The 25,009-nt window shown below is 49.0% G+C and carries 18 protein-coding genes; 13 read left to right on the top strand and 5 right to left on the bottom strand.

Annotated features, from left to right (window positions below; all coding sequences use genetic code 11):
- Nucleotides 1–10: 10 nt before the first annotated feature.
- The 8 genes from ACYVFD_RS20225 (at nucleotide 11) to ACYVFD_RS20190 (ending at nucleotide 10,891) form a co-directional block, all read left to right on the top strand.
- Nucleotides 11–1,657, top strand: coding sequence for a RagB/SusD family nutrient uptake outer membrane protein (locus tag ACYVFD_RS20225; RefSeq protein ID WP_461092304.1), 1,647 nt, complete (start codon nucleotides 11–13; stop codon nucleotides 1,655–1,657).
- 96 nt (nucleotides 1,658–1,753) lie between these two features.
- Nucleotides 1,754–3,391, top strand: coding sequence for a glycoside hydrolase family 28 protein (locus tag ACYVFD_RS20220; protein ID WP_461092302.1), 1,638 nt, complete (start codon nucleotides 1,754–1,756; stop codon nucleotides 3,389–3,391).
- A gap of 17 nt (nucleotides 3,392–3,408) precedes the next feature.
- Entirely contained in the window at nucleotides 3,409–4,167 is a 759-nt protein-coding gene (locus tag ACYVFD_RS20215; RefSeq protein WP_461092300.1) for a rhamnogalacturonan acetylesterase, read from the top strand.
- Nucleotides 4,168–4,286: 119 nt separating this feature from the next.
- Nucleotides 4,287–5,291 (top strand): pectinesterase family protein, encoded by a 1,005-nt coding sequence (locus tag ACYVFD_RS20210; RefSeq protein ID WP_461092298.1) that lies wholly within the window; start codon nucleotides 4,287–4,289, stop codon nucleotides 5,289–5,291.
- A gap of 64 nt (nucleotides 5,292–5,355) precedes the next feature.
- The gene (locus tag ACYVFD_RS20205; protein ID WP_461092296.1) at nucleotides 5,356–6,645 is read left to right on the top strand and encodes a nucleoside hydrolase-like domain-containing protein; all 1,290 of its coding nucleotides are present in this window, start codon (nucleotides 5,356–5,358) and stop codon (nucleotides 6,643–6,645) included.
- A 29-nt stretch (nucleotides 6,646–6,674) separates the two neighbouring features.
- Nucleotides 6,675–8,381 carry a glycoside hydrolase family 43 protein gene (locus ACYVFD_RS20200; protein ID WP_461092294.1) on the top strand — a complete coding sequence of 569 codons (1,707 nt, stop codon included), beginning with the start codon at nucleotides 6,675–6,677 and terminating at the stop codon, nucleotides 8,379–8,381.
- Between the two features lie 96 nt (nucleotides 8,382–8,477).
- Nucleotides 8,478–9,794 (top strand): glycoside hydrolase family 88/105 protein, encoded by a 1,317-nt coding sequence (locus ACYVFD_RS20195; protein WP_461092292.1) that lies wholly within the window; start codon nucleotides 8,478–8,480, stop codon nucleotides 9,792–9,794.
- A 143-nt stretch (nucleotides 9,795–9,937) separates the two neighbouring features.
- Nucleotides 9,938–10,891, top strand: coding sequence for an NHL repeat-containing protein (locus ACYVFD_RS20190; RefSeq protein ID WP_461092290.1), 954 nt, complete (start codon nucleotides 9,938–9,940; stop codon nucleotides 10,889–10,891).
- Between the two features lie 37 nt (nucleotides 10,892–10,928).
- Here ACYVFD_RS20190 and ACYVFD_RS20185 read toward each other — a convergent pair whose 3' ends face one another.
- A complete protein-coding gene (locus ACYVFD_RS20185; protein WP_461092288.1) occupies nucleotides 10,929–11,924 on the bottom strand; it encodes an alpha/beta hydrolase fold domain-containing protein in 996 nt (331 codons plus the stop codon).
- 39 nt (nucleotides 11,925–11,963) lie between these two features.
- Nucleotides 11,964–12,815, bottom strand: a complete 852-nt coding sequence (locus ACYVFD_RS20180) for an alpha/beta hydrolase (protein WP_461092286.1) — start codon at nucleotides 12,813–12,815, stop codon at nucleotides 11,964–11,966.
- A 367-nt stretch (nucleotides 12,816–13,182) separates the two neighbouring features.
- On the opposite strand from ACYVFD_RS20180, the gene ACYVFD_RS20175 reads away from it, so the two are divergent.
- On the top strand, nucleotides 13,183–13,755 hold the full coding sequence (locus ACYVFD_RS20175) for an RNA polymerase sigma factor (protein ID WP_461092284.1): 573 nt from the start codon (nucleotides 13,183–13,185) through the stop codon (nucleotides 13,753–13,755).
- A gap of 108 nt (nucleotides 13,756–13,863) precedes the next feature.
- The gene (locus ACYVFD_RS20170) at nucleotides 13,864–14,442 is read left to right on the top strand and encodes an LOG family protein (RefSeq protein WP_461092282.1); all 579 of its coding nucleotides are present in this window, start codon (nucleotides 13,864–13,866) and stop codon (nucleotides 14,440–14,442) included.
- Nucleotides 14,443–14,711: 269 nt separating this feature from the next.
- Here the strand turns inward: ACYVFD_RS20170 and ACYVFD_RS20165 are convergent, their stop codons facing one another.
- The gene (locus ACYVFD_RS20165; protein ID WP_461092280.1) at nucleotides 14,712–15,581 is read right to left on the bottom strand and encodes a DUF4037 domain-containing protein; all 870 of its coding nucleotides are present in this window, start codon (nucleotides 15,579–15,581) and stop codon (nucleotides 14,712–14,714) included.
- A gap of 419 nt (nucleotides 15,582–16,000) precedes the next feature.
- On the opposite strand from ACYVFD_RS20165, the gene ACYVFD_RS20160 reads away from it, so the two are divergent.
- The 3 genes from ACYVFD_RS20160 to ACYVFD_RS20150 all read left to right on the top strand — a co-directional run bounded on the left by ACYVFD_RS20160 (nucleotide 16,001) and on the right by ACYVFD_RS20150 (nucleotide 22,333).
- Nucleotides 16,001–17,053, top strand: coding sequence for a FecR family protein (locus ACYVFD_RS20160; RefSeq protein ID WP_461092278.1), 1,053 nt, complete (start codon nucleotides 16,001–16,003; stop codon nucleotides 17,051–17,053).
- Between the two features lie 267 nt (nucleotides 17,054–17,320).
- On the top strand, nucleotides 17,321–20,569 hold the full coding sequence (locus ACYVFD_RS20155; RefSeq protein ID WP_461092277.1) for a TonB-dependent receptor: 3,249 nt from the start codon (nucleotides 17,321–17,323) through the stop codon (nucleotides 20,567–20,569).
- 84 nt (nucleotides 20,570–20,653) lie between these two features.
- A complete protein-coding gene (locus tag ACYVFD_RS20150) occupies nucleotides 20,654–22,333 on the top strand; it encodes a RagB/SusD family nutrient uptake outer membrane protein (RefSeq protein WP_461092275.1) in 1,680 nt (559 codons plus the stop codon).
- 168 nt (nucleotides 22,334–22,501) lie between these two features.
- Here the strand turns inward: ACYVFD_RS20150 and ACYVFD_RS20145 are convergent, their stop codons facing one another.
- Both ACYVFD_RS20145 and ACYVFD_RS20140 read right to left on the bottom strand, forming a co-directional pair.
- Entirely contained in the window at nucleotides 22,502–23,413 is a 912-nt protein-coding gene (locus tag ACYVFD_RS20145) for a hypothetical protein (protein WP_461092273.1), read from the bottom strand.
- Between the two features lie 83 nt (nucleotides 23,414–23,496).
- Entirely contained in the window at nucleotides 23,497–24,408 is a 912-nt protein-coding gene (locus tag ACYVFD_RS20140) for a hypothetical protein (protein ID WP_461092271.1), read from the bottom strand.
- Between the last annotated feature and the right edge of the window lie 601 nt (nucleotides 24,409–25,009).

Genomic DNA, 25,009 nt, shown 5'->3' with positions numbered 1-25,009 from the left:
GCAATTGATTATGAACTCATTTATTTTGAAAAGAACGGGGTTATTCGTGCTATCACTGCTCACCCTTTTCTCGTGTAAGGATGTGCTGGAGGAATATAACCCCAGTGGTCTGACTGCCGAAACGGTATACACGACCCCCGAAGGTTTTGAAACGCTGGTGAATGCTGCCTATACCTATCAACGCTGGTGGTACGGGAAAGAGGAAGGCTACAACATTGCTGAAACCGGTACCGACATCTGGACAAGCGGATCGGGCGAAGTGTATCGGGATCTAACGCAATACCTGAACCTTCAGGGAAGCAATGGTGCGCTGGTGAGCGAATGGCGGGAGTTTTATGCCGCTGTCAACCTGTGCAACGGGGGAATCAGCCGTATTGATAAGGCTGGACTTTCAGCAACGCTCCGGCCTATCCGCGAGGGTGAACTTAGGTTCCTTCGGGCGTTTTATTACTGGCATATTGTTGAAACCTGGGGTGGTGTTCACTTCACAACCGAAGAGACAAACGGTATTGTGTCGACGGCAAACCGCACTCCGGTCGAAACGTTTTACAACCAGATTTTCGAAGACCTGAAATTTGCCGTTGCGAACCTGCCTGTTACACAGCCGCAGTACGGCAAAGTAACGAAGGGCGCGGCTCAGGCGTTTCTGGCGCGTATGTACCTGACGCGAGGTATGAACAAAGAAGCGCTGGAAATGGCCCAGGCGGTGATTGCGAGCAACACCTACAAGCTGGAAGCCAACTACGCCGACCTGTGGAAGATGAGCAATCTGAAGACAAAAGAGGCTATTTACGTTGTCGACTATTCGACGAACCTGGCTCTCAACGACCTGGCTAACTCGACTTTCAACCCGTATGGCCATAGCCGGGGTAGCAACAACGGCCACCTGTTGTTTTTGATGAAGTACGACGACCGGCCCGGTATGACGCGTGATATTCTCAACGGACGGCCCTTCAACCGGTATATGCCAACGCGCTACCTGCTCGACCTGTACAGCGACAATGACGCTCGTTATGAAGGTTCTTTCCAGGAAGTGTGGTTCGCCAATTCGACCTCGCGTCCTGCCGGTATGAACCTGGGCGACACGGCCGTGTATTGTACCCGGAAAGAAATTCCCGATGCGTTTGAAGCGACCCGGAAATACCAAACCTACGACCGCAGCAAGATTTATAACGCCAATGGAGCCGTAAAAGACAACCTGCGTTACCCAACGCTGTCGAAGTTTATGGACCCAACACGGGCCAGCCTGAACGAAGCCCAAAGTGCCCGTGATGTATTCGTCATTCGACTGGCTGAGGTGTATCTGATTGCTGCCGAAGCACAAATGAAGCTGGGTAATCTGCAGGCGGCCGCCGATTATGTCAATGTACTGCGTACAAGAGCTGCTAAATCGGGAAAAGCCGCTGCCATGCAGGTGACTTCTACTCAGATGACCCTTGATTTTATGCTGGACGAACGCGCCCGCGAACTGGCTGGTGAGCAGATCCGCTGGTTCGACCTGAAACGGACGGGTAAGTTGCTGGAGCGCACCCGCGCTGATGCACCGGATAATGCCGTTAATCTTCAGGATTACCATGTATTGCGCCCAATTCCACAAACCCAGCTGGATGCGGTGACCAATAAAACCGAGTTTACTCAAAATGCGGGTTATCAATAGAAATTTAATAGAACACGGATTATTATGATGGTTATGATTTATTAAGATCTGTGTAAATCATAACCATCATAATAATCTGTGTTCCATCTTTTTACGATGATAAAAAGTCACCGATTACTCAGCGTTATTCTCCTGACGCCACTGGCTGTTTCGGCCCAATCGTATAGCTGGACGAATCTGCCGAAAATAACCCAGCCGACGTTTCGGAAAGACACCATTTCGATTCAGGCGCACGGCGCAAAGCCCGATGGCGTTACGCTGAACACGAAAGCCATTAATGCGGCTATTTTGGCCTGTAGCCAAAAAGGGGGCGGGGTCGTACTAGTGCCCGCCGGACTATGGATGACAGGACCCGTCGAGCTGAAAAGCAACGTTAATCTGCACCTGAAAAAGGCGGCAACGCTGCTCTTTACCACCGATAAAAGTCAGTATGCGCTGGTCGAAGGCACTTACGAAGGCAAAAAGGCCGCTCGTAATCAATCGCCTATTTCTGGGCTCAATCTCGAAAACGTGGCCATTACGGGTCAGGGCATTGTAGATGGCAACGGCGATGTCTGGCGAGCGGTCAATAAAAATCAACTGACCGAACCGCAGTGGAAAGAGAAAGTGGAATCGGGTGGTGTGCTGAAAGAGGATGGCAAAACCTGGTACCCGAGCGAGCAGTTCAAACGGGCCAGTGCCGAAAACAAAAGCATGCTGCTAACGGCTGGCAAGACCCCACAGGATTTTGTCGATATGAAGGATTTTCTACGGCCGAATCTGCTGGTATTGACGGGTTGTAAAAAAGTCCTGCTGGACGGCGTTACATTCCAGAACTCACCGGCCTGGTGCCTGCACCCACTCATGTGCCAGGACCTGACCATCCGAAATGTGACGACCAAAAATCCCGAGTACGCCCACAACGGCGATGGTATGGACATTGAATCCTGCAAAAATTTCCTGATTGAAGGCTGTACGCTCGACGTGGGCGACGATGCCATCTGTATTAAATCGGGTAAGGACGAAGAAGGTCGTAAACGAGGTATGCCGACCGAAAACGGCGTTATCCGAAACAACACGGTTTACAATGGTCATGGCGGGTTTGTGATTGGTAGCGAGATGAGCGGAGGGGCGCGGAATATTTTCGTCTACAACTGCACGTTCATGGGTACCGACAAGGGCTTACGTTTCAAATCGGTACGGGGCCGGGGCGGGGTAGTCGAGCATATTTATGCAAAAGACATTTATATGAAAGACATTGCCGGAGAAGCCATCTTCTTCGACATGTATTACTTCGTGAAATTCGCTACCGATGGGGAGCGCGACATGCGACCGGTTGTTAACGAAGGAACGCCCATATTCCGGGATATGAAATTTGAAAATATCGTCTGCAATGGGGCCACAAAGGGCGTTTTTATCCGGGGCCTCCCCGAAATGCCAGTCAAGAATATCGTGATGGAAAAGATGGTGCTGCAAGCCGATAAAGGTGTGGAACTGATTGACGCGAGTGGTATCACGTTCAGGGATGTTCAGCTCATCACCAAAAGCACAAAGCCCGTCATTCTGGTCGATAACAGCAGTAACCTGACTTTCGACGCTATCCGGTACGATCCTAAAGCGAGTCTGTTGTTCTCCATAAATGGCGAACGGAGTCAGGCCATCGAAGTCAGGAACACCGATATGACGAAAGCACAGACCAAGGCCGAGTTTGCCAAAGGTGCCTTGGAAAAGAACCTGTTGACGTCAGGTAAGTAAATAGTCATTTTATGGTCATGAAAAACCTGAGGAGATTTTTAGCTGCATGTAGTCTGCTGGTGCTTTCCGCTTTTGCCCCGCTACCCGGTAAAATTACCGTCTACCTGATCGGTGATTCAACCATGTCGATCAAGCAGGTGAAAGCCTATCCCGAAACGGGCTGGGGTATGCCGTTTGCCTATTTTTTCGATGAAACCGTTACGGTCGATAACCGGGCGCAGAACGGGCGCAGCACCCGAACGTTTATTGAGGAAAATCGCTGGCAACCGGTTGCGGATAATCTGAAAGAAGGCGACTATGTGTTCATTCAGTTTGGGCATAATGACGAAGTGCCGACCAAGAAGAGCTATACAACGGAAGCCGATTTTCGAGCTAATCTGATCCGATTCATTACTGAAACACGAGCGAAGAAAGCCACGCCGGTACTCATTACGCCCGTTGCCCGTCGGAAATTCGACGAAGCCGGGAAAATTGAAGGGACTCATACCGTCTATTCTGAACAGGTACGTAACGTAGCCGCTGATAAAAATACTCCCTTGATTGATCTGGACACACAAAGCCAACAGCTCTTACAGCAGTTCGGCGTCGAAAATTCAAAACTCCTGTTTCTACAACTGGCACCGGGCGAACATCCCAATTATCCCGAAGGCAAAGAAGATAATACGCATTTCAGCGAACTGGGCGCCCGCCGAATGGCCGAAATTGTGCTGGCCAATATTAAGTCATTAAAACTCGACCTGGCCGACCGCATTGTAAAGCCGGAGAAAGCTAAATGAGGTGATTGTGCTGGTAGCACGAGCAGCCGACGAGCGATTGTTTATGAATATGTGTTTCGGCCGATTGGCGGAAAAGCTTCTATAATAAGAGTCTGATTGTATATTCTATTTCCTATCAAATGAAACAACTGCTGCTTTTTTGCTTCGTCTTTTGCTCACATTTTGTCTGGAGTCAGGCAACGTTATCGCCTACCACTTCCGTTACGTTTACCGTCGCGCAGGATGGCAGCGGGAACTACAAAACCATTCAGGAGGCCGTCAACAGCTTTCGCGACCATATGCAGGTGCGCGTGACCCTGTTTGTGAAAAACGGTACGTATGCCGAAAAGCTCGTTATACCATCCTGGAAGCCTAATATTCACATCCTTGGCGAAAGTAAAGAAGGCGTGATTATTACGGGCGATGATTATTCGGGAAAGGCATACCCCGGTGGCAAAGACGGAACGGGCAATAGCAAATACAGTACGTACACCTCCTACGTTGTTCTGGTCGATGCGCCCGACATTATTCTTGAAAACCTGACCATCCGCAACACCGCCGGTCGGGTAGGACAGGCCGTCGCGTTGCATGTTGATGCCGACCGGTTTGTCTGTAAAAACTGCATCCTGCTGGGTAATCAGGACACGCTGTACGCAGCCGCTGAAGGCACTCGACAGTACTACGAAAACTGTTATATCGAAGGAACGACGGATTTTATTTTCGGTAAGTCCATCTCCGTTTTTCAGTCCTGTACCATTAAAGATCTGTCGGATTCGTTCATTACGGCAGCCGCAACACCTGATTACCAGAAGTACGGCTTTGTTTTCTTCGACTGCAAACTGATTGCCGACCCAGCCGCTAAAAAAGTGTATCTCGGTCGTCCGTGGCGACCAGGTGCCAAAACGATTTTCTTTCGGACGGATATGGGCGACCATATTCTGCCCGCCGGTTGGGAAAACTGGGGTAATGTCGCCAATGAAAAAACAGTCTTCTACGCCGAATATGGTAGCACTGGCCCCGGTGGAAACACATCGAAGCGGGTCGGATGGGCAAAGCAACTATCCGATAAAGAGGCCAGACAATATACACTGGCCAATATCTTCTCCGCGCAATCAATCTGGTTGCCTACCACCCAGCACCCCTAGTACAGAGAGCACACGTTGTGGTGGTTTTATTCATTGGTTCAAGCCTAACGTTTAGAAACTGATTATGAAAAAAGTGCTTTTCGTCTACTGGCTGGTATTGGTGCCAATGACGCTTATGGCCCAGAAGTCCGTACCAGTTAAGCCACGTATCCTTATTAGCACTGACATTGGCGGTACCGACCCGGACGATAATCAGTCCATGACCCATTTCCTGATGTACAGCGATCGGTTCGAAACCGAGGGGCTTGTTTCTTCTCCCTCCTACGGGAACGGCACGAAGCAGAATATCCTGACCATGATCGATCTGTACGAGAAAGATCTGCCCAAACTGCGCCAGCATAACAGGAATTATCCTTCGCCCGATGCATTGCGGGCCGTGTGCAAACAGGGACGTCATGGCGCGGCTCCGTTCAAAGGGTACACTACAGCTACCGAAGGGTCGAACTGGATTATCAAGTGTGCCAAAAAGCCAGGTAAACAGCCGCTTTGGGTGTTGGTTTGGGGTGGTTTGGAAGATGTTGCCCAGGCACTGCATGACGATCCTTCGATCCAAAACAAGATCAAAGTGTACTGGATTGGTGGCCCAAATAAAAAATGGAGCGCGAACAGCTACGCATACATTGCCGGTAATTTCCCCAACCTATGGTTCATCGAAGCAAACGGCTCCTACAATGGCTTCTTTTCGAATACGGGTGCGCCCGATAGTCTGAACACGCGCAACTATTACGACCGCTATATTCACGCTGCTGGCAATTTAGGCAACGATTTTAAGGGCTACTACAAGGGTAATCCCAAGATGGGCGACACGCCGTCTCTGCTCTATGTGATGGATGGCGACCCAAATGATCCGTTCAAAGAAAGTTGGGGGGGCAGTTTTGAAAAATTCACCCATAGCCCACGAACTGTCTTCAATCGTAATACGACCCTTACCGATACCGTAGGCGTGTATTCGGTTATGGAAATCCACTTTAAGGGACCGGAGATCAACATACCGACGGATTCTGCCTGCTTTACAATGGCCGTTCAGGCTCAGATTGGCGAGCAAAAATGGCCGGGTTATTATCTGGGTAAAGGACAGTATGCGATCATGTACGTTCCGAAACAGGCTGAAACACTGACCTACACTATCAACTCAACCATTCCTGGATTTGCTGTTCAAACCGGAAAATTTGTCGTCAACAACACCTGGCCGGGCAAACAGGATGCCGACGATTTTCGATTGGGTCCTAACTGGTTCACCGACCGATCTGACCCAGCACTTTTTGACGGCCGACAACAAGGGGGCAAAACCGTACTCAAATGGCGCAACGCCATCTTGCTGGATTGGGCCAAACGATGGACATGGTTATACTAGAGCTAAACCGCATAACAATTCGTAGCCGCATGAAATTCTTATCAGTCAGTAGTTTACTTCTTCTGGTAATACACTCAACATTAGCACAATCTCCTTCGGGAAAGCCCGTTTCGACCAATGGTTCAAGTGCCTACGTATCGAACGTATGGGTGTCGGACTTGGGAAACGGTACCTATAAAAACCCAGTCCTGAACGCCGATTACTCGGACCCCGATGCCTGCCGGGCGGGCGACGATTACTATATGGTCGCGTCCAGTTTTGATGCCATTCCCGGTTTGCCCATCCTGCATTCGAAAGATTTGGTCAACTGGAATCTGATCGGTCACGCCCTGAAACGTCAGCCGCCGTTCGAACATTTCGAGAAAACGCAGCACGGCAACGGCGTTTGGGCACCCGCTATTCGGTATCACAACAAGGAGTTTTACATCTACTACCCCGATCCCGATTTTGGTATTTATCTGACCAAAGCAACCAATCCGGCGGGGCCCTGGTCGGAGCCGGTGCTGGTGGAGAGCGGAAAAGGACTCATTGATCCGTGTCCGCTCTGGGACGATAACGGGCAGGTATATCTGGTTCATGGCTGGGCTGGTAGTCGGGCCGGTATCAAGAGCATTATCACGGTGAAGAAGCTGAATGCCGAAGGAAGCCGGGTGATGGACGAGGGCGTCATTGTTTACGACGGACACGAAACCGACCCAACTATCGAAGGTCCAAAGATTTACAAGCGCAACGGCTACTACTACATCTTTGCCCCGGCGGGTGGCGTACCCACCGGCTGGCAACTTGTGCTACGCTCGAAGAATGTTTATGGGCCTTACGAACGAAAAGTAGTCATGGATCAGGGGAAAAGCCCCATCAACGGACCGCATCAGGGGGCCTGGGTCGATACAAAGCCAATCAATGGTAAACCCGGTGAAGACTGGTTCCTGCATTTTCAGGACAAAGAAGCGTATGGGCGTGTGGTGCATCTCCAACCGATGAAGTGGGTGGCTGACTGGCCGATTATTGGCATTGATGCGGACGGCGATGGCAAGGGCGAACCCGTGTTGACGCACAAAAAACCGGCCGTTGCGGGACCTGCACCCGGTAAAGAGTACCCAATTATGACCCCGCCTGAATCGGATGAGTTTAATTCGATCGCTTTAGGGAGACAATGGCAATGGCAGGCGAATCCGAAGGGCATCTGGCACACCGCCAGTAACCAGGGTTTTCTGCGACTATATTCCTACAAAGTACCGGACGAAACCAAAAACAACTGGGATGTCCCGAATCTGTTATTACAGAAATTTCCGGCCGAACGGTTTATGGTGACCACAAAACTGACGTTCCGGCCGAATCCAAAGCTGGAAAACGAGCGGACGGGATTGATCATCATGGGGCAGAGTTACGCCAATTTGGTACTGAAAAGCACCAAAGAGGGCATAAGTCTGGTGTATGGCGTTTGCAAAAAAGCATCGGAAGGTAAACCCGAAGAGGAGACGGTTCTCGCCCGAATCAACCAGAATACGCCAGTTTATTTCCGCGTAACAGTGACAGAGGGTGCAAAATGTCAGTTCAGCTACAGCCTCGATGGGCAAAACTTTACGAAAACAAGTGACACGTTCCTGGCCGAAGTTGGCCGCTGGATTGGTGCGAAAATGGGCATTTTCTGCACCCGCACGACCCAGATAAACGATTCAGGTCATGCCGATTTCGACTGGTTCCGGGTTGAGCCTGTACAGGGTCTAAATCCTTAATGATAGATCTGTTGTAAAAAAATGATACCGTTTTGCGGTTTAAATCGGTAAAAGACGATGAAGCTATTGCCATGTTTTAATTCTGACCAAAACTCAATGTTTTTTTGTCATTCCGACCGTAGGGAGGAATCTCAAACCTGCCTAATTGGAAATCCTGAGATTCCTCCCTACGGTCGGAATGACAAAAAAACGGTTCTAAATCCGATCCGCTTTTTTGTGGCTCAGGTAAATAACTCACTGTTACTAATTATACTGACTGCCTTAACAACATTTGCTCAGCAAACCGGCGCAGACGTACCCTGGTCGGTGCGTATGGCCGATTCGGACATGAGCCGGAACCCGAAAGGCTGGATGCTCGATTTCTCGAAAGAACCGCGCTGGAACTACTGCCACGGTCTGGTTTGCAGCTCGCTCGAAAAGCTTTGGGCACAATCGGGCAATGAGAAATATTACAACTACATCAAGGAATACGCCGACGATATGATCAGCCCGGATGGCAGTATCAAAACGTACACACTCAGCCAGTATAACATCGACGCGGTCAACTCCGGCAAATTCCTGTTTGCTTTGTACGAGCGTACGCACGACCCCAAATACGAAAAAGCAATTCGGCTCCTGCGTAGTCAGATGCTTACGCACCCTCGCACGAGTGAGGGCGGATTCTGGCATAAAAAGCATTACCCGCATCAGATGTGGCTCGATGGGCTCTATATGGCATCGCCGTTTCTGGCGCAGTACGCCAACGTGTTCAACGAACCCGAACTGTTTGCTGACGTCGCCAATCAAATCCAGCTGATCGACAGGCACAACAAAGACCCCAAAACGGGTTTGTATTTTCACGGTTGGGACGAAAGTAAAGAGCAACGCTGGGCCAATAAGGAAAATGGCCAGTCTCCGCATGTGTGGGGGCGAGGCATGGGCTGGTACGCCATGACCCTCGTTGATGTACTGGATTACTTCCCGACCAATCATCCGCAGCGGCAACAGATTCTGGCCATTACGCAGCAACTGGCGCAAACCCTGGCCCGGTATCAGGACCCGCAAACCGGACTCTGGTATCAGGTAATGGACGTTGGTAAGCAGGAAGGTAACTACCTCGAATCGTCAGCGTCGACCATGTTTGTGTATTTTCTGGAGAAGGCCGCCAAAAAAGGGTATCTGGATAAGAAGTACCTGGGTGTGGCGCAGAAGGGTTATGATGGTATCTTGCCCCATTTTATCCGAACCGAACCTGATGGGCGCATTAGCATCACCGATGCCTGTGCCGGGGCTGGTCTCGGCGGAACTCCCTACCGCGATGGAACGTACGAATACTATTGCAAAGAAGCCAAACGCGACAACGACCCTAAATCCGTTGGTCCATTCATTATGCTGGCCCTGGAATTTGAGGGGCTGAAGCCTCGGAAAGAATAGCTTTGCCTTTGCTCGTCCGCGATTATATCGCGGACGAACTAAATCAACTTAATTTCATCATTCTGCGTCATAAAAAGTTTGCACAGCTTCATAGTATACATCTGCCCGAAAACGTCTTTCTGGCATAAAAACGGTTTTAATTCATGATAAAAACATACACGATTGGCTTGTTTTCAGTACTGTTTCTACTGCTCTGTATAAACAGTAGCGCCCAGCCATCTTCAAATACCTACCCCGCCCGGCAGATGTTGTTGCGTGACGAGGGACTCTCAAAACTGAACTACATTGATCTGGCGCATCCCGAACGGAATTATTACGTATCCGTTCCGGCTGGTCGCGATCTGCAACTGGTCGGGCAGGGGCGGGTGATGATCGGTACGGGCAAAGGCTACGAAGAGCGCGATATTAAAACCGGGAGTAAAGTGGCCGAACTTACTACCTACGACGGAACCATTGCCGCCCGGCGGCTGCGCAATGGGAATGTAATGCTCGTCGGGTTGAACTGGCAGGGCAAGAAGGGCATCGTTCTGCTCGAACTGGATAAAAATCAGACCATACAGCGAACCGTCAATTTTCCTGATTTCAACTATGTCCGGCTTATCCGGGAAACGGTCGATGGAAATTTTTTGATTACGTCCAATGACCGGGTGTTCGAAGGCAAGCCCGATGGGTCTATTTTGTGGAGCGCGCAACTTACCAAACAAGAGAAAGCACAGCATGCCTGGCAGGCCCAGCGACTGGGCAACGGCCAAACGCTGGTGAGTGGTGGTTATTCAGCCAATTTTCAGCGGTTCGACAGGAAAGGGGCCTTTGTCGATAGCATCAGCGGACCACCGGTCGTAAATCCACATTTTTTCGCTGGATTTCAAGTTCTGAAAAATGGCAACTGGGTTGTTGCCAACTGGCAGGGGCATGGTGCCGATCATGGTGGTAGCGGTACGCAGATTCTGGAATATACGCCAGCCGGTAAATTGGTCTGGTCGTGGAAACAGGACCCGAGCCAACAGTCGTCTATTCAGGGCGTATTGGTTTTGGACGGACTGGATTTGAGCCGCCCACACGCAGAGGATGCCCAGGGCCGCTTAGTGCCGAACTGACAAATACCCGCTTCTCAATAACTTCCGGAAAAAGAACTCAATGCAAGGCCCACACCTTATACAGAAAGTCGTTTATGTACGTCAGCGTGGGCGTGAACCACGGATTGAAGAACATGAACGTGTGGGGCGCGTTGGGAAACGTATGTACTTCTGAATACGTACCGAACGGCTTGAGTTTGGCAATCAGATCGTCGCGGCCCGCGTGCATACGGTCGACGGAACTGTTGATGAACAGGATCGGCGGAGTGCGCTTGTCGATGTGATTTAAGGCGGAAGCTTCCTGCCATAACTCGGGTTTTTCTGCTTTGGAGTAACCAAACCAGTACGTACCGGCAGAGATCGATTTTGAATCATTACCTTCGGCCGATTCAGGATGGATGAACGCCAGTACGCCATCAATATCGACAATGGCCTGAACATCGCTCGAATACTTAGCATTCTCTTTTTTCTCTTCAAAAGCTGGATTCTTATTTGTACTGCCGACCAGTGCCGCTAGCTGCCCACCCGCCGAAAAACCGAGTATAGCAATGCGCTTAGGGTCTATGTTGTACGTACGTGCGTTGGCCCGCATCCAGCGAATGGCGGCTTTCACATCATGCACAGCGGCCGGATACAAGGCTTCGGGCGACAAACGGTATTCTACAGGGATCGCTACAAATCCTTTAGCTGCCAACTGCCCGGCCAGTACGTTATTATGCGAACGGTCGCCCGAACGCCAGCCTCCCCCATGAACCATCAGAATAGCCGGTAACGGTTTGCTAGCGGTGGTCGCAGGTGCGTAAACATCCAGTAGCAACTTTCGATTGGCGACGGGTGTACTATAGGCAATGTTTCGAACTACGCGAACGCCGTTGGGTAAGGTCGAATCGGCCAGCGTAATTTCGGGATGATGTTTCTTTTCCTGAGCATACGATTTTTGTACCGTAAACGACGTATCTCGCCCGCCCGTCGGTCCAAGCTGTGCCCAGGCAGTGGTGGTTACCAGCCATGTAACGAGTACGAAAACTATTCGTTGCCTGAAGAATTGGGTCATAATTCCAGTTTATTTATTTTTAACGTATATTGATACACGTTACTTGATTAATGGAATGAAATTCATTTCCAGCAGCCAGCTTTCGCAGAGCGAAACCCATTCCTGCGTTGAGCCCGGATTGTTTCGGAGCGCAATGGCGTGAGCGCCCTGCGGGAAAATATGCAGACTGGACGGAATTTTCTTATTGACCAGCGCCTGATAAAAAAGCAAACTGTTTCGCTGATCTACGCCTGTATCATTAAAGGCATGTACCAGAAAACATGGGGGCGTATTGGGTGTCACGGCGTTTTCGAGCGAATAGGTTTTGAGCAGTTCGGCCGACGGGTTCGGCCCTAACAAATTTTTACGGCTACCGGCATGGGCATATTGGCCCATTGTAATAACCGGCGAAATCAGAATAGCGAAATCGGGGCGGAAAGCCTGCTTACTGATCGAGTCATTGATCACCGATACGTCGGTGGTGGCTGTGGCTAGTAGAGCAGCCAGATGCCCACCCGCCGATGTGCCCATGACACCTATCTTATCAGGCTTAATGCCCCATTTGGCGGCATTGGCGCGGATAACTTTAATGGCTCGTTGGGCGTCCTGAAGCGGCCCCAGTTCACGCTGTTTCAAATCGGGGGAGTTGGGTAGCCGGTAATTCAGTACAAAGGCACTAATGCCCATCGTGTTGAACCATTTGGCCATTTGCCAGCCGCTGATCATGTACGCCAGTCGTTCGTAACCCCCACCCGGACAGATGATGACGGCCGCGCCTTTGTTTTCCTGTACCGATGGTAAGAATGTGTAAAAACCGGGTGTGCCGACACGATAAACCCGTTCATTCGCTATGCTATCGGTCAGTCCCAGTCCTTTCGAATTGGGCATTTTGCCCGTAGGCCACAACGGCATAAACGTTTGCGCAGTAACCCAGGTATCAGAACAGAAAATTAGGAGGATCAGTAAGCCAATTTTGTGCATATGCCAGGAAAGGAGATAGGGCAGACAAGCCCATGCTGAGGAAAAGTCGGCCAAGGATAGAGAACCCAATTAGATTTAGCAAAGGAAATTTTGTGACTTTTTACGCAATCGTTGCCGGGAACGTTCTCAACCCGGAATTAAGCGTTCAAACGATCTACAGGTTTCTTCAAGGCCCCTTTTTTCGGGATAAGTATCCGTAAAAGCAGCCCTATTGCCCTCTTCGTAAATCGTTTGTTCAATCATTATCCGTATAAATTTGTGTACTTTAGCAAGCAGGTTCCAGCAGACTTAGGCAATCATGGACTATCGATCGCTTCCAGATACGACTTTATTGATCTACCTGAAAAAGGGCGACGAAGCTGCTTTTCAGGAGATCTATTTTCGTCACTGGAAAAAGCTTTACACCATTGCCCGCAACAAATTGCCGTCTACCGATAGTCCCGAAGACATGGTGCAGGACCTGTTCGTAAAGCTGTGGGAACAACGTGAAACGCTACTGATCGAAAACCTGGGCGCTTATCTGCATACCTCCCTCAAATATGCTGTGATCAATCTGTTTAAAGCGAGATTGACCCGCGAGAAGTACGTTGAGCATGCCCAAAGTTTCTCATCGGCCGAACACTATACCGAAGAACAAATTGCCCTGAACGACCTGATGGCTTCGGTGGAACAACAACTGAACGACCTGCCTGAAAAGACCCGGCAAATTTTCCGATTGAACAGACTGGAGTACAAGACAGCGAAAGAAATCTCGGCGCAATTGGATATTCCCGAACGAACGGTTGAATACCATATTAGCGTAGCACTCAAACAGCTCCGACCTTTATTGCAGGATTACTTTATGCTGGCCATTGCCCTATATTACTGCTAAAAGGGAATGTACTTCACGAAAAACTATTAGCTCATTGGTTCTTTAAGCTATAGTTTTGTGTCTATTTAAAAATAGAAATTATACAAAAGCTTGCCGTATTCAAAAACTATGAAAGTATGCGTGTACTGCGCTTCTAGCGCTAAAGTTGATGATGCCTATTTTGATGCGACAGAAGCGCTGGCTATAGAGTTTGTTAAGGCCAACATCGAAGTCGTTTACGGAGGAGGAGCTATTGGATTGATGGGTAAACTCGCCGACACCATTCTGTTAAACGGGGGGAAGATTAAAGGCATTATGCCTCACTTTATGAATGAAGTGGAGTGGGCTCATAAAAACGTTACTGACTTTGAGTTTACTCAGACCATGCACGAACGGAAAGCCAAATTTCTGGAGGGTATTAATGGGCTAGTGACGTTGCCAGGTGGAAGCGGCACCCTGGAAGAACTTCTGGAAGCAATCACTTTGAAGCGGTTAGGACAGTTTACCAAACCAATTGTTATTTTAAACACCAAAGGATTTTATGACCCGTTGAGGGAGATGCTAGAACGCTGCGTTCGGGAAAACTTCATGCATGAGAAACACTTGGATATGTGGTCATTTGTGGACCGCCCTGAAGATGTTATTGATGCACTGGCTGGTGCTGCAAGTTGGGATGAAAGTGCAATTAATTTTGCAACTAATAGGTAAGTTGTAGTGTGAAACGAAGCTAAGGAACGTACAAAATTTCTGTTGCCCAGAATCTTGTACGTTCCTTAACGTATGCGGCTCAATAAGACGCATTGACGGAATACTAGACAGATAATGATAAATCACTGTCTTCCCTCCTGAGTGAGACGCAGGAACTTGTTTATGTCTGTTTCTTAGATGGTGCGTGGCTGTTGCACAACTCCATTCAGACGGTAATCCGATAACTTCAGCTCCTAAGCGTAATTGGAAAATTTAGTTGCCTGGTTTAGTCAGAGATTAAAATAGGGCTGATACATACCGTCCGCCAACCTTACTACCTGATCGAATAATTCCCTTAGGCGACTGGCATTCAGGGATAATGTGTTGCGGTTTGAACTTAAGATTTCTTCTATTTGGTCGATTAGCTTATTGGGGCACCTGGGCATCTTAACGATGAGGTCAAGCGAACGTTTGTCACCCATGGCATACTCTTCATTGAGCGCAAAGAGGACATCTACAATATTTTTTACAATGCGGGTAAAACAGCCCATACAAGTATACAGATCCTGTTTGGCCGCGAATTTCTCCGCTTGCCAAAGGGCAAATGCAGCGGCCCATAATCCTTGCTGAACAATCGTTTGTTTAAGTTTAGGGGGGTATTGCTCGACTTGTTGTTTCAACTCCTTGATAATCCCATACGGGTCATAGAGCGGGTAACAATACTTCGTTTCGGCTAAATAGATAACCGAGGAAAAACCATAGGGAGGCTGTTGATCAAAATCAGTTTCCCATATACCATTCCTGGCTTTATCGATGGTCGCTTTTAGCTGTTCGATGTTGCGATAGATAAAATCAACTTCTCCCGATGCTGTGTTAATCCAGGCTCCCCCATTTACCCAGGCTCCCCATTGATAAAAGTCGGTAACCGTCAGGGTGTCTTCAACATGGTATTTGTTGGCAATAGACTTTACCTCATCAATGGCAAATGGAGCCGCTGGGTAGTAATACAGACCAACATCCAGGTCTGAACTCTCATTGGCCAAACCCATACAATGGGAACCACCCAAGACAATAGCCACCAGATTATCAATGGTTTGTAGCTCATTAACGAGTAAATCCAGGGTATTCCGTTTTGCCTGGGGGATTGTCAGTATAGCCATAGTACTTTTGCTGATGATGTATATGTCCTTCCAATGGCCTTATTCAGGTCGAGTATCTGCTGCTTTAAGCTGTTTTTATGGATCAACGCTGCAAAGTAGATGAGTCTAACCGGTTGTTGGTAATCAGAATTAATACTCGGTTGTTTTAGGGGCCTGTTTGCCTTAAATGAGTTAATGATTGGAAGGGGTGGTAAGCACGACTGGAATGCCAACGGTCCGCCGTTTGGGGTTAGATTTATAGCAATGATTATAGCAAAACTGTTATCGTAAAGTGGATTTTAAAATAACATGCTTTGGATTATACAAAGAATATGATAGTGAATATGGGTGTAGAATATAAATGTTCGACTAAATTATAAAATCATTTGCGGTCGGAGGGGAGGAAATCTGTCGTGTAATTGACGATAAACTCCAGCCGTATGAGTCGCAAGGAATTTGGGTTTCTTTTACAACAGTATCTGGAAGGGAAATGCACCGACGAAGAACGGACATTTGTCGAACATTGGTACGGCACGGTTCAGAATAACGATCGCGAACCAGTAAGGGAGACCGATTTACAGTCGCTTGAACCCTTGCTGTGGCAGCAAATCCAGAGTCGGACGCAGTCGCCGAAAGTGATTCCGATGCCGGCTACGGCCACTCGTCAGCCATGGGAGTATCGCTGGATGGCGGTAGCGGCTTCGGTCGTGCTGGTGCTTCTGGCCGGTTGGTGGTTCTATGGTCAGCAGAAAGATAGCCGGTCGGGTAATGAGGTAGCTCAGGGTATTAGCCAGCCGGGGTGGGTGCAGCACATGAACTCATCCGATACACCCGAAGCTGTCAAACTGTCGGATGGGAGTGAGGTTCGGCTAGCTCCCCGTAGCTCGATTGGCTACCCGGCTCAATTCGCGGCCGACAAACGGGAAGTACAGCTAACGGGCGAGGGCTTTTTTACGGTTCAGAAAATGCCATCGCGTCCTTTCTATGTGTATACGGGTACAGTAGTAACCAAAGTGTTAGGCACCAGCTTTCTGGTGAAAACGCAGTCAGCGGCTAAACAGGTAGTGGTTGAAGTGGTCACCGGTCGGGTGGCGGTTTATAAGCAGCCGAAAGTATTCGAATCCGTCGAATCCAGCAACACCATTATCCTGACCCCGAATCAGAAAGCGACCTATTCGTCCGATAACCAGCAGTTTGTAACCAGCCTGGTTGAACGCCCGCAAGTGATAGTCGCTGAAAAATCAGAAGCGAAATCCCAATCGTTTGTGTTTGATGATGTTCCGATGCGTCGGGTGGTCGACCGGCTGGAACAGGCGTATGGCATCACCATCCGGCTCGAAAATGAGGCTCAGAATGAATGTCCGCTCACGGCCGACCTGTCGAACCTCTCACTGTATGCCCAACTGGATATGATCTGTGCGGCCACCAAGTCAAGCTATACCGTACAGGGGACTACCATTGTCATTAGCGGAAAAGGCTGTGCTACTCTGTAAAATAAACCTCTAACTCCTGGGCCTATGTAAATTCGATACGCTGCTTCTCAAACAAAAAGAGCAGGTCATGTTTGCACCATAACCTGCTCCCGATTCTTCCCTCATGCTAGCCTGGTAAGCTATTCATCTGCGGCATTGCACTGCCCGATGACCGAGGGCCTATTTGTCAAATCGTCCATTTAACAAACCCTTAAAGGTATGAAAAATTTTGATTCAGCTCCAATGAGCTGGTCATGCAGCCGACGTACATCGTTTTTTTTGCTGCTTATGAAACTATCTGTTATACAGCTCTTTATACTGGTCACGTTTGTTGGTTTATCCTACGGCTTCGATGGAAAGGCTCAGGAGTTACTAAGCAAGTCGGTGTCGCTGCACACCGAAGGCCAACGGCTTCGGGCAGTGTTGGTACAGATCGAGAAACAAACCGCAACCAAGTTTGTGTATAGTTCCCGGAATATCGGTGCTGACCGGCCGGTTACCATTCATCTCAGTAACGTTCGGCTATCGGATGCACTGGACCAACTGCTGAAACCCCTTAATCTGAGCTATCAGATCATCAATGGACATATTGTGCTGGACAGCATTATATCGGAGACCGAAACCAGAGCCGACGTAGGATTAGTTGAGCCCGAAACCGTCGACCGAGCGGTTAACGGCACCATTACCGACGAGAAAGGGGAAAAGCTTCCTGGTGTCAGCATCGTTATCAAAGGCACTACGCGGGGAACCACCAGCGATGCCAAAGGCCAGTTCAGGCTGAACATTCCCAACGAAGGCGCTACGCTTACACTCTCCTTTGTTGGGTACAAAAGTCAGGATGTGGAGGTAGGCAATCAGTCGGTACTCAACATTAGTATGCAACCAGATCAGAATTCGCTGGATGAAGTGGTTGTGGTGGGGTATGGACAGGTGCAGAAACGGGACCTGACCGGGTCGGTGGTGTCGATCAAAGAAACACAAATTACGTCGACGCCGGTAGTTAATGCGCTGGAAACGCTGCAAGGTAAAGTCGCCGGTATGGACTTAACCCGCAGTAGTGGCGAAACGGGCGCTCCCCTCAATTTTACCATTCGTGGAAACCGGTCATTGAATGCCTCCAACCAGCCGCTGATTCTGGTCGACGGTATTCAATATGGTTCCTACATCGACGTGAACCCCAACGACATTGCTTCGATAGAAGTGCTTAAAGATGCGTCGTCGACCGCTATTTATGGGTCAAGAGGTGCCAATGGCGTTGTGCTGATTACTACCAAAACCGGTAAGGTAGGCAAAACAAAAGTAGAATTTAATAACTACTATGGGATCAATGATCCGGTTGCTTATCAGCACGTTACCAATACGGCGCAATACGTGACCATGACGCGGGAAGCCTACCGGGCGGCTGGACAATGGAGTAGCCCGGCCGACGATGAGAAAATTTTCAATGTCCAGATGGACAACATTCGGAAAGGCATTGATACCGACTGGGCCAAATTAATGACTCATAATGGAAGCGTTCAAAACAACCATATCGCCATTTCGGGCGGCAACGAAAAAACGAAGTTTCGCCTGTCGTCGGAATATTTTAACGAAAAGGGCTTGCTGAAATATGATCAGCTACGGCGGTTTGTTCAGCACCTGAATCTCGACCACCAGATTCTGAATAATCTGAAAGTAGGGGTAGTGTTGAATTTCAACTCGTCTACCCAGCAACGGCGTAACACCAGCTTCTGGAACCTCCAGAAAAACTCGCCGTTGGGTATTCCTTACAATGAAGATGGCTCGATCAAAACCTACCCATTTCCGGGAACGCTGGTGTATAATCCCCTCCTTGATGAAAGCCCTGACAATTATTCGAACCTGACCACCAGCAGCCGGATTTTTATGCTTGGTTTTGGCGAATGGTCAATCCTGAAAGACCTGTCGTTACGGTCTAGCTTTGGCATCGATATTTCCAGTAGTCAACAGGGTATTTTTGAAGGGAAAAACACCACCCTGGCGGGTGTAAACAGCGGCTATTCACGGGCAGCTCTCAACGACGTCCGAAACCGGAACTGGACCTGGGAGAATGTGCTGAATTATACCAAAACGTTCAACAACCATTCGTTGAATGCCATGGTCGGGACGAGTATGATCAGCTACCGAACTATCAATTTTTCGGGAGAAGGGAAAGATCAGCCCTTTTCGTCGTCGCTGTTTTACAACCTGAATACCAACACCAAAGACATCATTACAACCAGCAGTCTGGTCGAAAGCTCACTGGCATCAGTGTTCGGCCGCCTGAACTACAAGTTTAAAGATAAGTATCTGGTAACCGCTTCGTTACGTGCCGATGGCGCATCGGTACTGGCCGAAGGACATAAGTGGGCGTACTTCCCGTCGGTAGCTGTTGGCTGGCGTTTGCTGGACGAGTCGTTCATGGCGAGTGCCGGAAACCTGTTCTCCGAAATGAAGCTACGAGGCAGCTACGGTATTTCGGGAAACAGCGCGATTGCTGCGTATCAGACGCAGGGTGGGCTTAGTAAAATTGCCTATTCGTTCGATGAAACCCCTGCCTTTGGCTACTGGCCCAAGCTACTGGCCAATAAGGATTTAGGCTGGGAAAAAACAGCAACGGTGAACGTTGGCCTTGACTTTGGCTTTTTCAAGAATCGCCTGACCGGCTCTATCGATGTTTACAATACGAACACCAGCGACCTGCTGATGGACCGGATTCTGCCCTCACTGACAGGCTACAGCACGACGGTAGCCAACGTGGGGAAAACCAAAACCAGAGGGATCGATCTGCTGATTTCTACCCGCAATTATACCTCGCCGAAGTTTTCCTGGTCGACCGACTTGAATCTGGCAACCTATAAAGAAGAGATTGTGGCCCTGAGCGTTGGTGGTGACGACGTTTCGAAAGCCTGGTTTGTAGGCAAACCCCTTCGGGTGTTTTACGACTATGAGAAAATTGGCATCTGGCAAACGGATGAGAAAGATGTAGCCGCCAAATACAACAAAGTGCCCGGTGAGATTAAAGTACGGGATCAGAACAGCGATGGAAAGATAACCGCCAGCGACGATCGGAAAGTGCTGGGACAGGCATCGCCGAAATGGTCGGGCGGTATTACCAACAACTTTACCTACGGTAATTTTAACCTCTCGGTGTTGATTTATGCGCGGGTTGGTCAGATGATTAATAGTCAGTATCTCGGCTATTTTTATCCGGGTGGTACCACTGCGGTCGCTGATTATTGGACCCCTGAGAATCCAACCAATGCGTACCCACGTCCGTGGCTGAGCCATACCGATCAGTACATCTCCACGCTTGGGTATATCGACGGCTCGTTCTGGAAAATCAAGGATATCCGGCTGAGTTATAACCTGCCCAAAAACCTGCTGAAAAAGACGCCACTAAGCAATGTAACGCTCTATTCGACGGCGAAGAACTTTTTCACGTTCAGCAAGCTGAAGGACTACGATCCCGAACGCGGTGGTTCCGTCGATTTTCCGCTGACCAAACAGCTTATTGTTGGCCTGAATGTCAGTTTCTAAACTGAAGCGCGGGTTTCTATCCGCGGCTGTTATCAACTAATTGCGGGTTTCCACCCGCGCTACTCGTCTTTCCTGAATCTTATTATGAAAAAGCTCTTTAACTATATACGTCTTGCCACGGTTTGCGCCGGGATGTTGGGCCTGAATGCCTGCTCCGATTTCCTGACCGAAACCAACAAAAACACCGTAACTGCGGATGTCTTTTACAAAACTACCGAAGGCATTGAGAGCCTGGTAAATTCCTGCTATGCCCCCACGCGTATCTGGTACGGCAAAACCGTTGGTTACCTGCTGACAGAAGCTGGCACCGACGAAATGCTCTTTGCCAATACGGCCAACGGAACCTACCCGTATTACGATTACAACTCGAATCTACAGGCTACGGAAGGTGGGTTGATTTTTGCCTGGAAAAGTTTTTATCGGGGAATCAATGCCTGCAATACCGCCATAGCCCGGATTAAAGATTCTCCGCTTCCTGCCAATCTGAAGTCCGTTCGGGAAGGGGAAGTTCGGTTCCTAAGAGCATTCTATTATTACCACCTGGTCGAAACGTTTGGGGCTATTCCGTTGCGTACGCAGGAAACGACCGGCCCGGAAACAACCGCACTGAGAGCACCCATTGAGGATATTTATAAACTCATCTTCAGCGATCTGGAAACAGCATTGACGGGTTTGAAAGGCGTTGTGGCTCCGCAGGGAGGACGCGTAACGGAACCCGCTGTAGCCGCTTTTCTGGCACGTCTGTACCTGACTCGGGACAAAAACACGGAAGCACTGGCCATGGCCGACCGCGTCATTAAGAGTTATGACTTCAAACTGACCGAGAATTATAAGTCACTTTGGGACATTGCCAACAGCAGTGGTAGCACCAACAAAGAAGTGATTTGGTTTGTCAATTACTCCGAAAATAATACCCTCAACGACTACGGCCGGTACGACGATCTGGGTTATTATTGGCTCTGGGAGGGCGGTCATCACGGACACCTGATGTTTATTCCCTATTTCAACGGTCTGAAAGGCTGGCAATATGACCTCGAAACGGGGCGCTCGCTACTTCAGTACATGCCCTCGAAGTATTTACTCGACCTCTACGACGAAACCAAAGACGCTCGCTGGGCCGGTACGTTCCGTACAGTATGGTTTGCCAACGATGCAACGACTCTTCAATCAGGGATGAAACTAGGCGATACCATTGCCGTAGTCTCAAAACGGGCCGTGTCGGATACGTATCGCAAATCGAAGTCGTATGCGATTTACGATGTGAATGATGTATATCAGGCCAACGGCGTGCCAACCATTCCACGCTGGCGTTACGCAGGACTCTGGAAATTTGCCGATCCAAGCCGTTCGGCAAAAGATGTCGTGAATAGCAAACGGGATGCGTTCGTCTTACGTCTGTCCGAAATGTACCTGATTGCGGCAGAAGCCAGCATGAAACTAGGTAATACGGGTGCCGCAGTCGATTATGTCAATGTAGTCAGAAAGCGGGCAGCTCTGCCTGGAAAAAGCAATGACATGCTCGTAAAAGCTTCTGATATGACGCTCGATTTTATGCTGGATGAGCGGGCTCGTGAGTTTGTGGGTGAGCAACTGCGTTGGTTCGATCTGAAGCGTACGGGCAAGCTGGTCGAACGGTTGACAAAGTATAATCTGGATGCTGCGCCGAACGTAAAGCCATATCACCTCATCCGGCCCATTCCTCGTGTTGAGATCGATGTGCTCCAGAACAAGACCGAATTCGTGCAAAATCCGGGGTATAACTAGTCCACTGGTAGTCAACACGGGTACTATATAGTGAAAGTTTAAGTAAGAGATGCCTTATAGGTTGGATTGTTAAAGCCCTTCTGGTTTCCAGGAGGGCTTTTTTAGAAGTTGTCATTACGTCTGCATTTGAATCAGCCTTCTACCTGTTGACCCTTCGGAATCAGATGATTAAAACCGAAAGACGAGACCTGCTCCAACGCCAATACTGTTCATGGCTACATTGAAGCTTAAGGCCTGATTCGGTTGGGATGCGGTGGTGGAATTTACAATATTTCCCTCATCCTTGTAATCTGTGATCACGACACTATTAACGGGTTTTCCTCCGATGACATTGGCGTTGGTAACTTCGAGTCGTTTGGGTTTGAAGGATTGATTATAAGCCACCACTTCGGCAAACCCCCGAATGGCCTCGTTTAACCGGAATTGAATTCCCAGAGCAGCCTGATACCCCAGAGCCAGGGAGTTTGCTGTATAGGCACTGGTGGCTTGAAATGTATTGCTGGTCCCGTTCTTGGACAGGCTAACCGCATTGTCGACGGTCTTGTAATCCAGCACTACTCCTCCCACCAGGCCGAGTCGATTATAAATGTAGTAGCTCGGACGGGAAAGGGCCTTAAACGTAATATTAGGGATCACAGACAAAACATTCAGCGTTGTAGTCGATGAGTTGGTGTACGAATAGGTGCCATCATCATAGCTATTCGTAATCTTTATTGCTGAGCCAAACAGTATATCGGCATCAATCCCCACATTAATGAAGTCGCTGGCAATCAGGCCAACGCCGATACCGGCGCGCGGACCCGCTCCTAAGCCTTTGTTCGTTGTTTTGAATGGAAATGCGATACCTGTCTGGCTTTGTGACTCGCTGTACCTGATCTGTACCCCTGGCGTTAATAAGCCATACAGGCCATAGATTTTTACATACAGGGGCGACTCTGCGGCCTTTGTCTTGTCAGGAACAGCCTTTGGGGCAACGGTTTCTTTCGGCGAGGTTAGGGCAGTTGATGCAAGAATAGATTGGGCCTGGCCTGATACCGTATGGACAAGCAAGGTAATGAGAAGAATGATGAATCGGTTCATGATTGCAGATTTGACGATTTATCTACTATGTATAGTCAGTTAGGGACTATTGTATCGCATTCGAGTGACTAGCCGGTACGCAGCTAAAACCGGACTACCAATCCAGCCCCTACACCAACGCTGTTGATGGCTACATTGAAGGTTGGTTGTTCGTACGGGTTCATTTTGTTGTAATCGCCTATGTCCTTGAATTCAGTTGTAGATTTCTGTGTGGTCGTAGCTCCATTCGTTGTACTGGTGCTCGAGCTCTGGAGTTCTCTGGGTTTGAACGATTGATTATACGCTACCGCTTCGACAAACCCCCGGATGGCCTGGCTCAATCGAAACTGAATTCCCAGAGCCGCCTGATACCCTATCGACAGGGAGTTTTTTGTATACGTGGTATTCCCAACAATGGTAGTGGTTGCTCCTCGGCTGGGAGTTTCGAGGGCATTACTGATCGTTTTATAGTCCAGCACAGTTCCACCCACCAGCCCCAGCCGATTATAGATGTAATAGTTGGGTCGTGAGAGGGCTTTAAACGTAACGTTGGGAATAATGGACAAGACCCTCAGCGTTGTATTGGTGGAAATATTGTAGAAACTGGCTGTACTACCGCTGCCTACGAAGACATTGTAATCAACCTTAAGCGCTGTTCCGAATAGCATATCGGCATCAATCCCAATATTGATGAAATCGCTGACAATAAGACCAATGCCAATACCAGCACGCGGGCCTGCGCCCAGGTGAGTAGTGACTGGCTTGTAAATAGTGGGTGATGTAACCTGGCTTTGTGACCCGCTGTAATTAATTTCCGTTCCGGGAGTCAGCAGGCTGTAAAATCCATACGCCTTTAGAAAAAAAGGATTCTCGCTGGCTTTTGTGGCGCGGGGGCGGATTTCTGGCTTATTCGCTTCGGCTGAACGGGTCGTCGTATTTAAGGCAACGATCGGTTGTGCCTGAATGGTTGAAACACGTAGTAGAAAGCCAATGAGTATCAGACTATATCGACGCATGGTAGTCATTAGTTGTTCAGGTAAAGGACTTTGCTTTATGTATAATCCATGGTAGACATAACTCGTAAATTGTGAAGGTGTTTGAGGTATACTGTGCGTTTGACGGAAACGTGAAGTATACCTCAAACCAATCGAGTTATTGTCATGAACAGTATATAGTTCCGCTCCGTACAGGGCGGGGTGGTGGAAAAGGCCCTGAGCGGAAAACAGCGAATGCTTTGGTTCGCTGTACTAATAGAGCACAAGCAGTATAGCCAGTGCCGTACAGTTACGTTTTTGGGTGGGGTAAAGCTTAAAAACAGGAGTAAATTAAATGACCGATCCATACAAAGAGTAAACCTTTGATTAAATGGTCATAGGAGATTTGAGTAGCAGGAAAATCGCAGGTAAATCTATAACCTGAGCGCTACTGATCGGGAGTAAAATCGGAGAAGGTGAAACCAACGATCAGTTGAAAATTCGCGTCAGGAACTGATAGGCTGACTACTCCTGAATTTGACAGACTAGTCCAGAGGTGCCTTCAAATTCAGGAGTGTCTGGCTCTTGTTGCTGGGTGGCCGCGTAGTCAGATTGATCTGAACTACATGGCGTGGATAGAAGG

The organism is Spirosoma gilvum (assembly GCF_054776815.1).
The sequence above is the reverse complement of the archived record's forward strand: the minus strand, read 5'-3'. Positions and strand labels throughout refer to the sequence as shown.

What these genes read in the sequence shown, in the direction of transcription:
- ACYVFD_RS20220 (WP_461092302.1), top strand. Translation starts at nt 1,754, where the DNA reads ATGATAAAAAGTCACCGATTACTCAGCGTTATTCTCCTGACGCCACTG.
- ACYVFD_RS20140 (WP_461092271.1), bottom strand. Translation starts at nt 24,408, where the DNA reads ATGCGTCGATATAGTCTGATACTCATTGGCTTTCTACTACGTGTTTCA.
- ACYVFD_RS20165 (WP_461092280.1), bottom strand. Translation starts at nt 15,581, where the DNA reads ATGGCTATACTGACAATCCCCCAGGCAAAACGGAATACCCTGGATTTA.
- ACYVFD_RS20225 (WP_461092304.1), top strand. Translation starts at nt 11, where the DNA reads ATGAACTCATTTATTTTGAAAAGAACGGGGTTATTCGTGCTATCACTG.
- ACYVFD_RS20155 (WP_461092277.1), top strand. Translation starts at nt 17,321, where the DNA reads ATGAAACTATCTGTTATACAGCTCTTTATACTGGTCACGTTTGTTGGT.
- ACYVFD_RS20175 (WP_461092284.1), top strand. Translation starts at nt 13,183, where the DNA reads ATGGACTATCGATCGCTTCCAGATACGACTTTATTGATCTACCTGAAA.
- ACYVFD_RS20180 (WP_461092286.1), bottom strand. Translation starts at nt 12,815, where the DNA reads ATGCCGTTGTGGCCTACGGGCAAAATGCCCAATTCGAAAGGACTGGGA.
- ACYVFD_RS20190 (WP_461092290.1), top strand. Translation starts at nt 9,938, where the DNA reads ATGATAAAAACATACACGATTGGCTTGTTTTCAGTACTGTTTCTACTG.
- ACYVFD_RS20210 (WP_461092298.1), top strand. Translation starts at nt 4,287, where the DNA reads ATGAAACAACTGCTGCTTTTTTGCTTCGTCTTTTGCTCACATTTTGTC.
- ACYVFD_RS20170 (WP_461092282.1), top strand. Translation starts at nt 13,864, where the DNA reads ATGAAAGTATGCGTGTACTGCGCTTCTAGCGCTAAAGTTGATGATGCC.
- ACYVFD_RS20215 (WP_461092300.1), top strand. Translation starts at nt 3,409, where the DNA reads ATGAAAAACCTGAGGAGATTTTTAGCTGCATGTAGTCTGCTGGTGCTT.
- ACYVFD_RS20200 (WP_461092294.1), top strand. Translation starts at nt 6,675, where the DNA reads ATGAAATTCTTATCAGTCAGTAGTTTACTTCTTCTGGTAATACACTCA.
- ACYVFD_RS20150 (WP_461092275.1), top strand. Translation starts at nt 20,654, where the DNA reads ATGAAAAAGCTCTTTAACTATATACGTCTTGCCACGGTTTGCGCCGGG.
- ACYVFD_RS20195 (WP_461092292.1), top strand. Translation starts at nt 8,478, where the DNA reads ATGTTTTTTTGTCATTCCGACCGTAGGGAGGAATCTCAAACCTGCCTA.
- ACYVFD_RS20185 (WP_461092288.1), bottom strand. Translation starts at nt 11,924, where the DNA reads ATGACCCAATTCTTCAGGCAACGAATAGTTTTCGTACTCGTTACATGG.
- ACYVFD_RS20160 (WP_461092278.1), top strand. Translation starts at nt 16,001, where the DNA reads ATGAGTCGCAAGGAATTTGGGTTTCTTTTACAACAGTATCTGGAAGGG.
- ACYVFD_RS20205 (WP_461092296.1), top strand. Translation starts at nt 5,356, where the DNA reads ATGAAAAAAGTGCTTTTCGTCTACTGGCTGGTATTGGTGCCAATGACG.
- ACYVFD_RS20145 (WP_461092273.1), bottom strand. Translation starts at nt 23,413, where the DNA reads ATGAACCGATTCATCATTCTTCTCATTACCTTGCTTGTCCATACGGTA.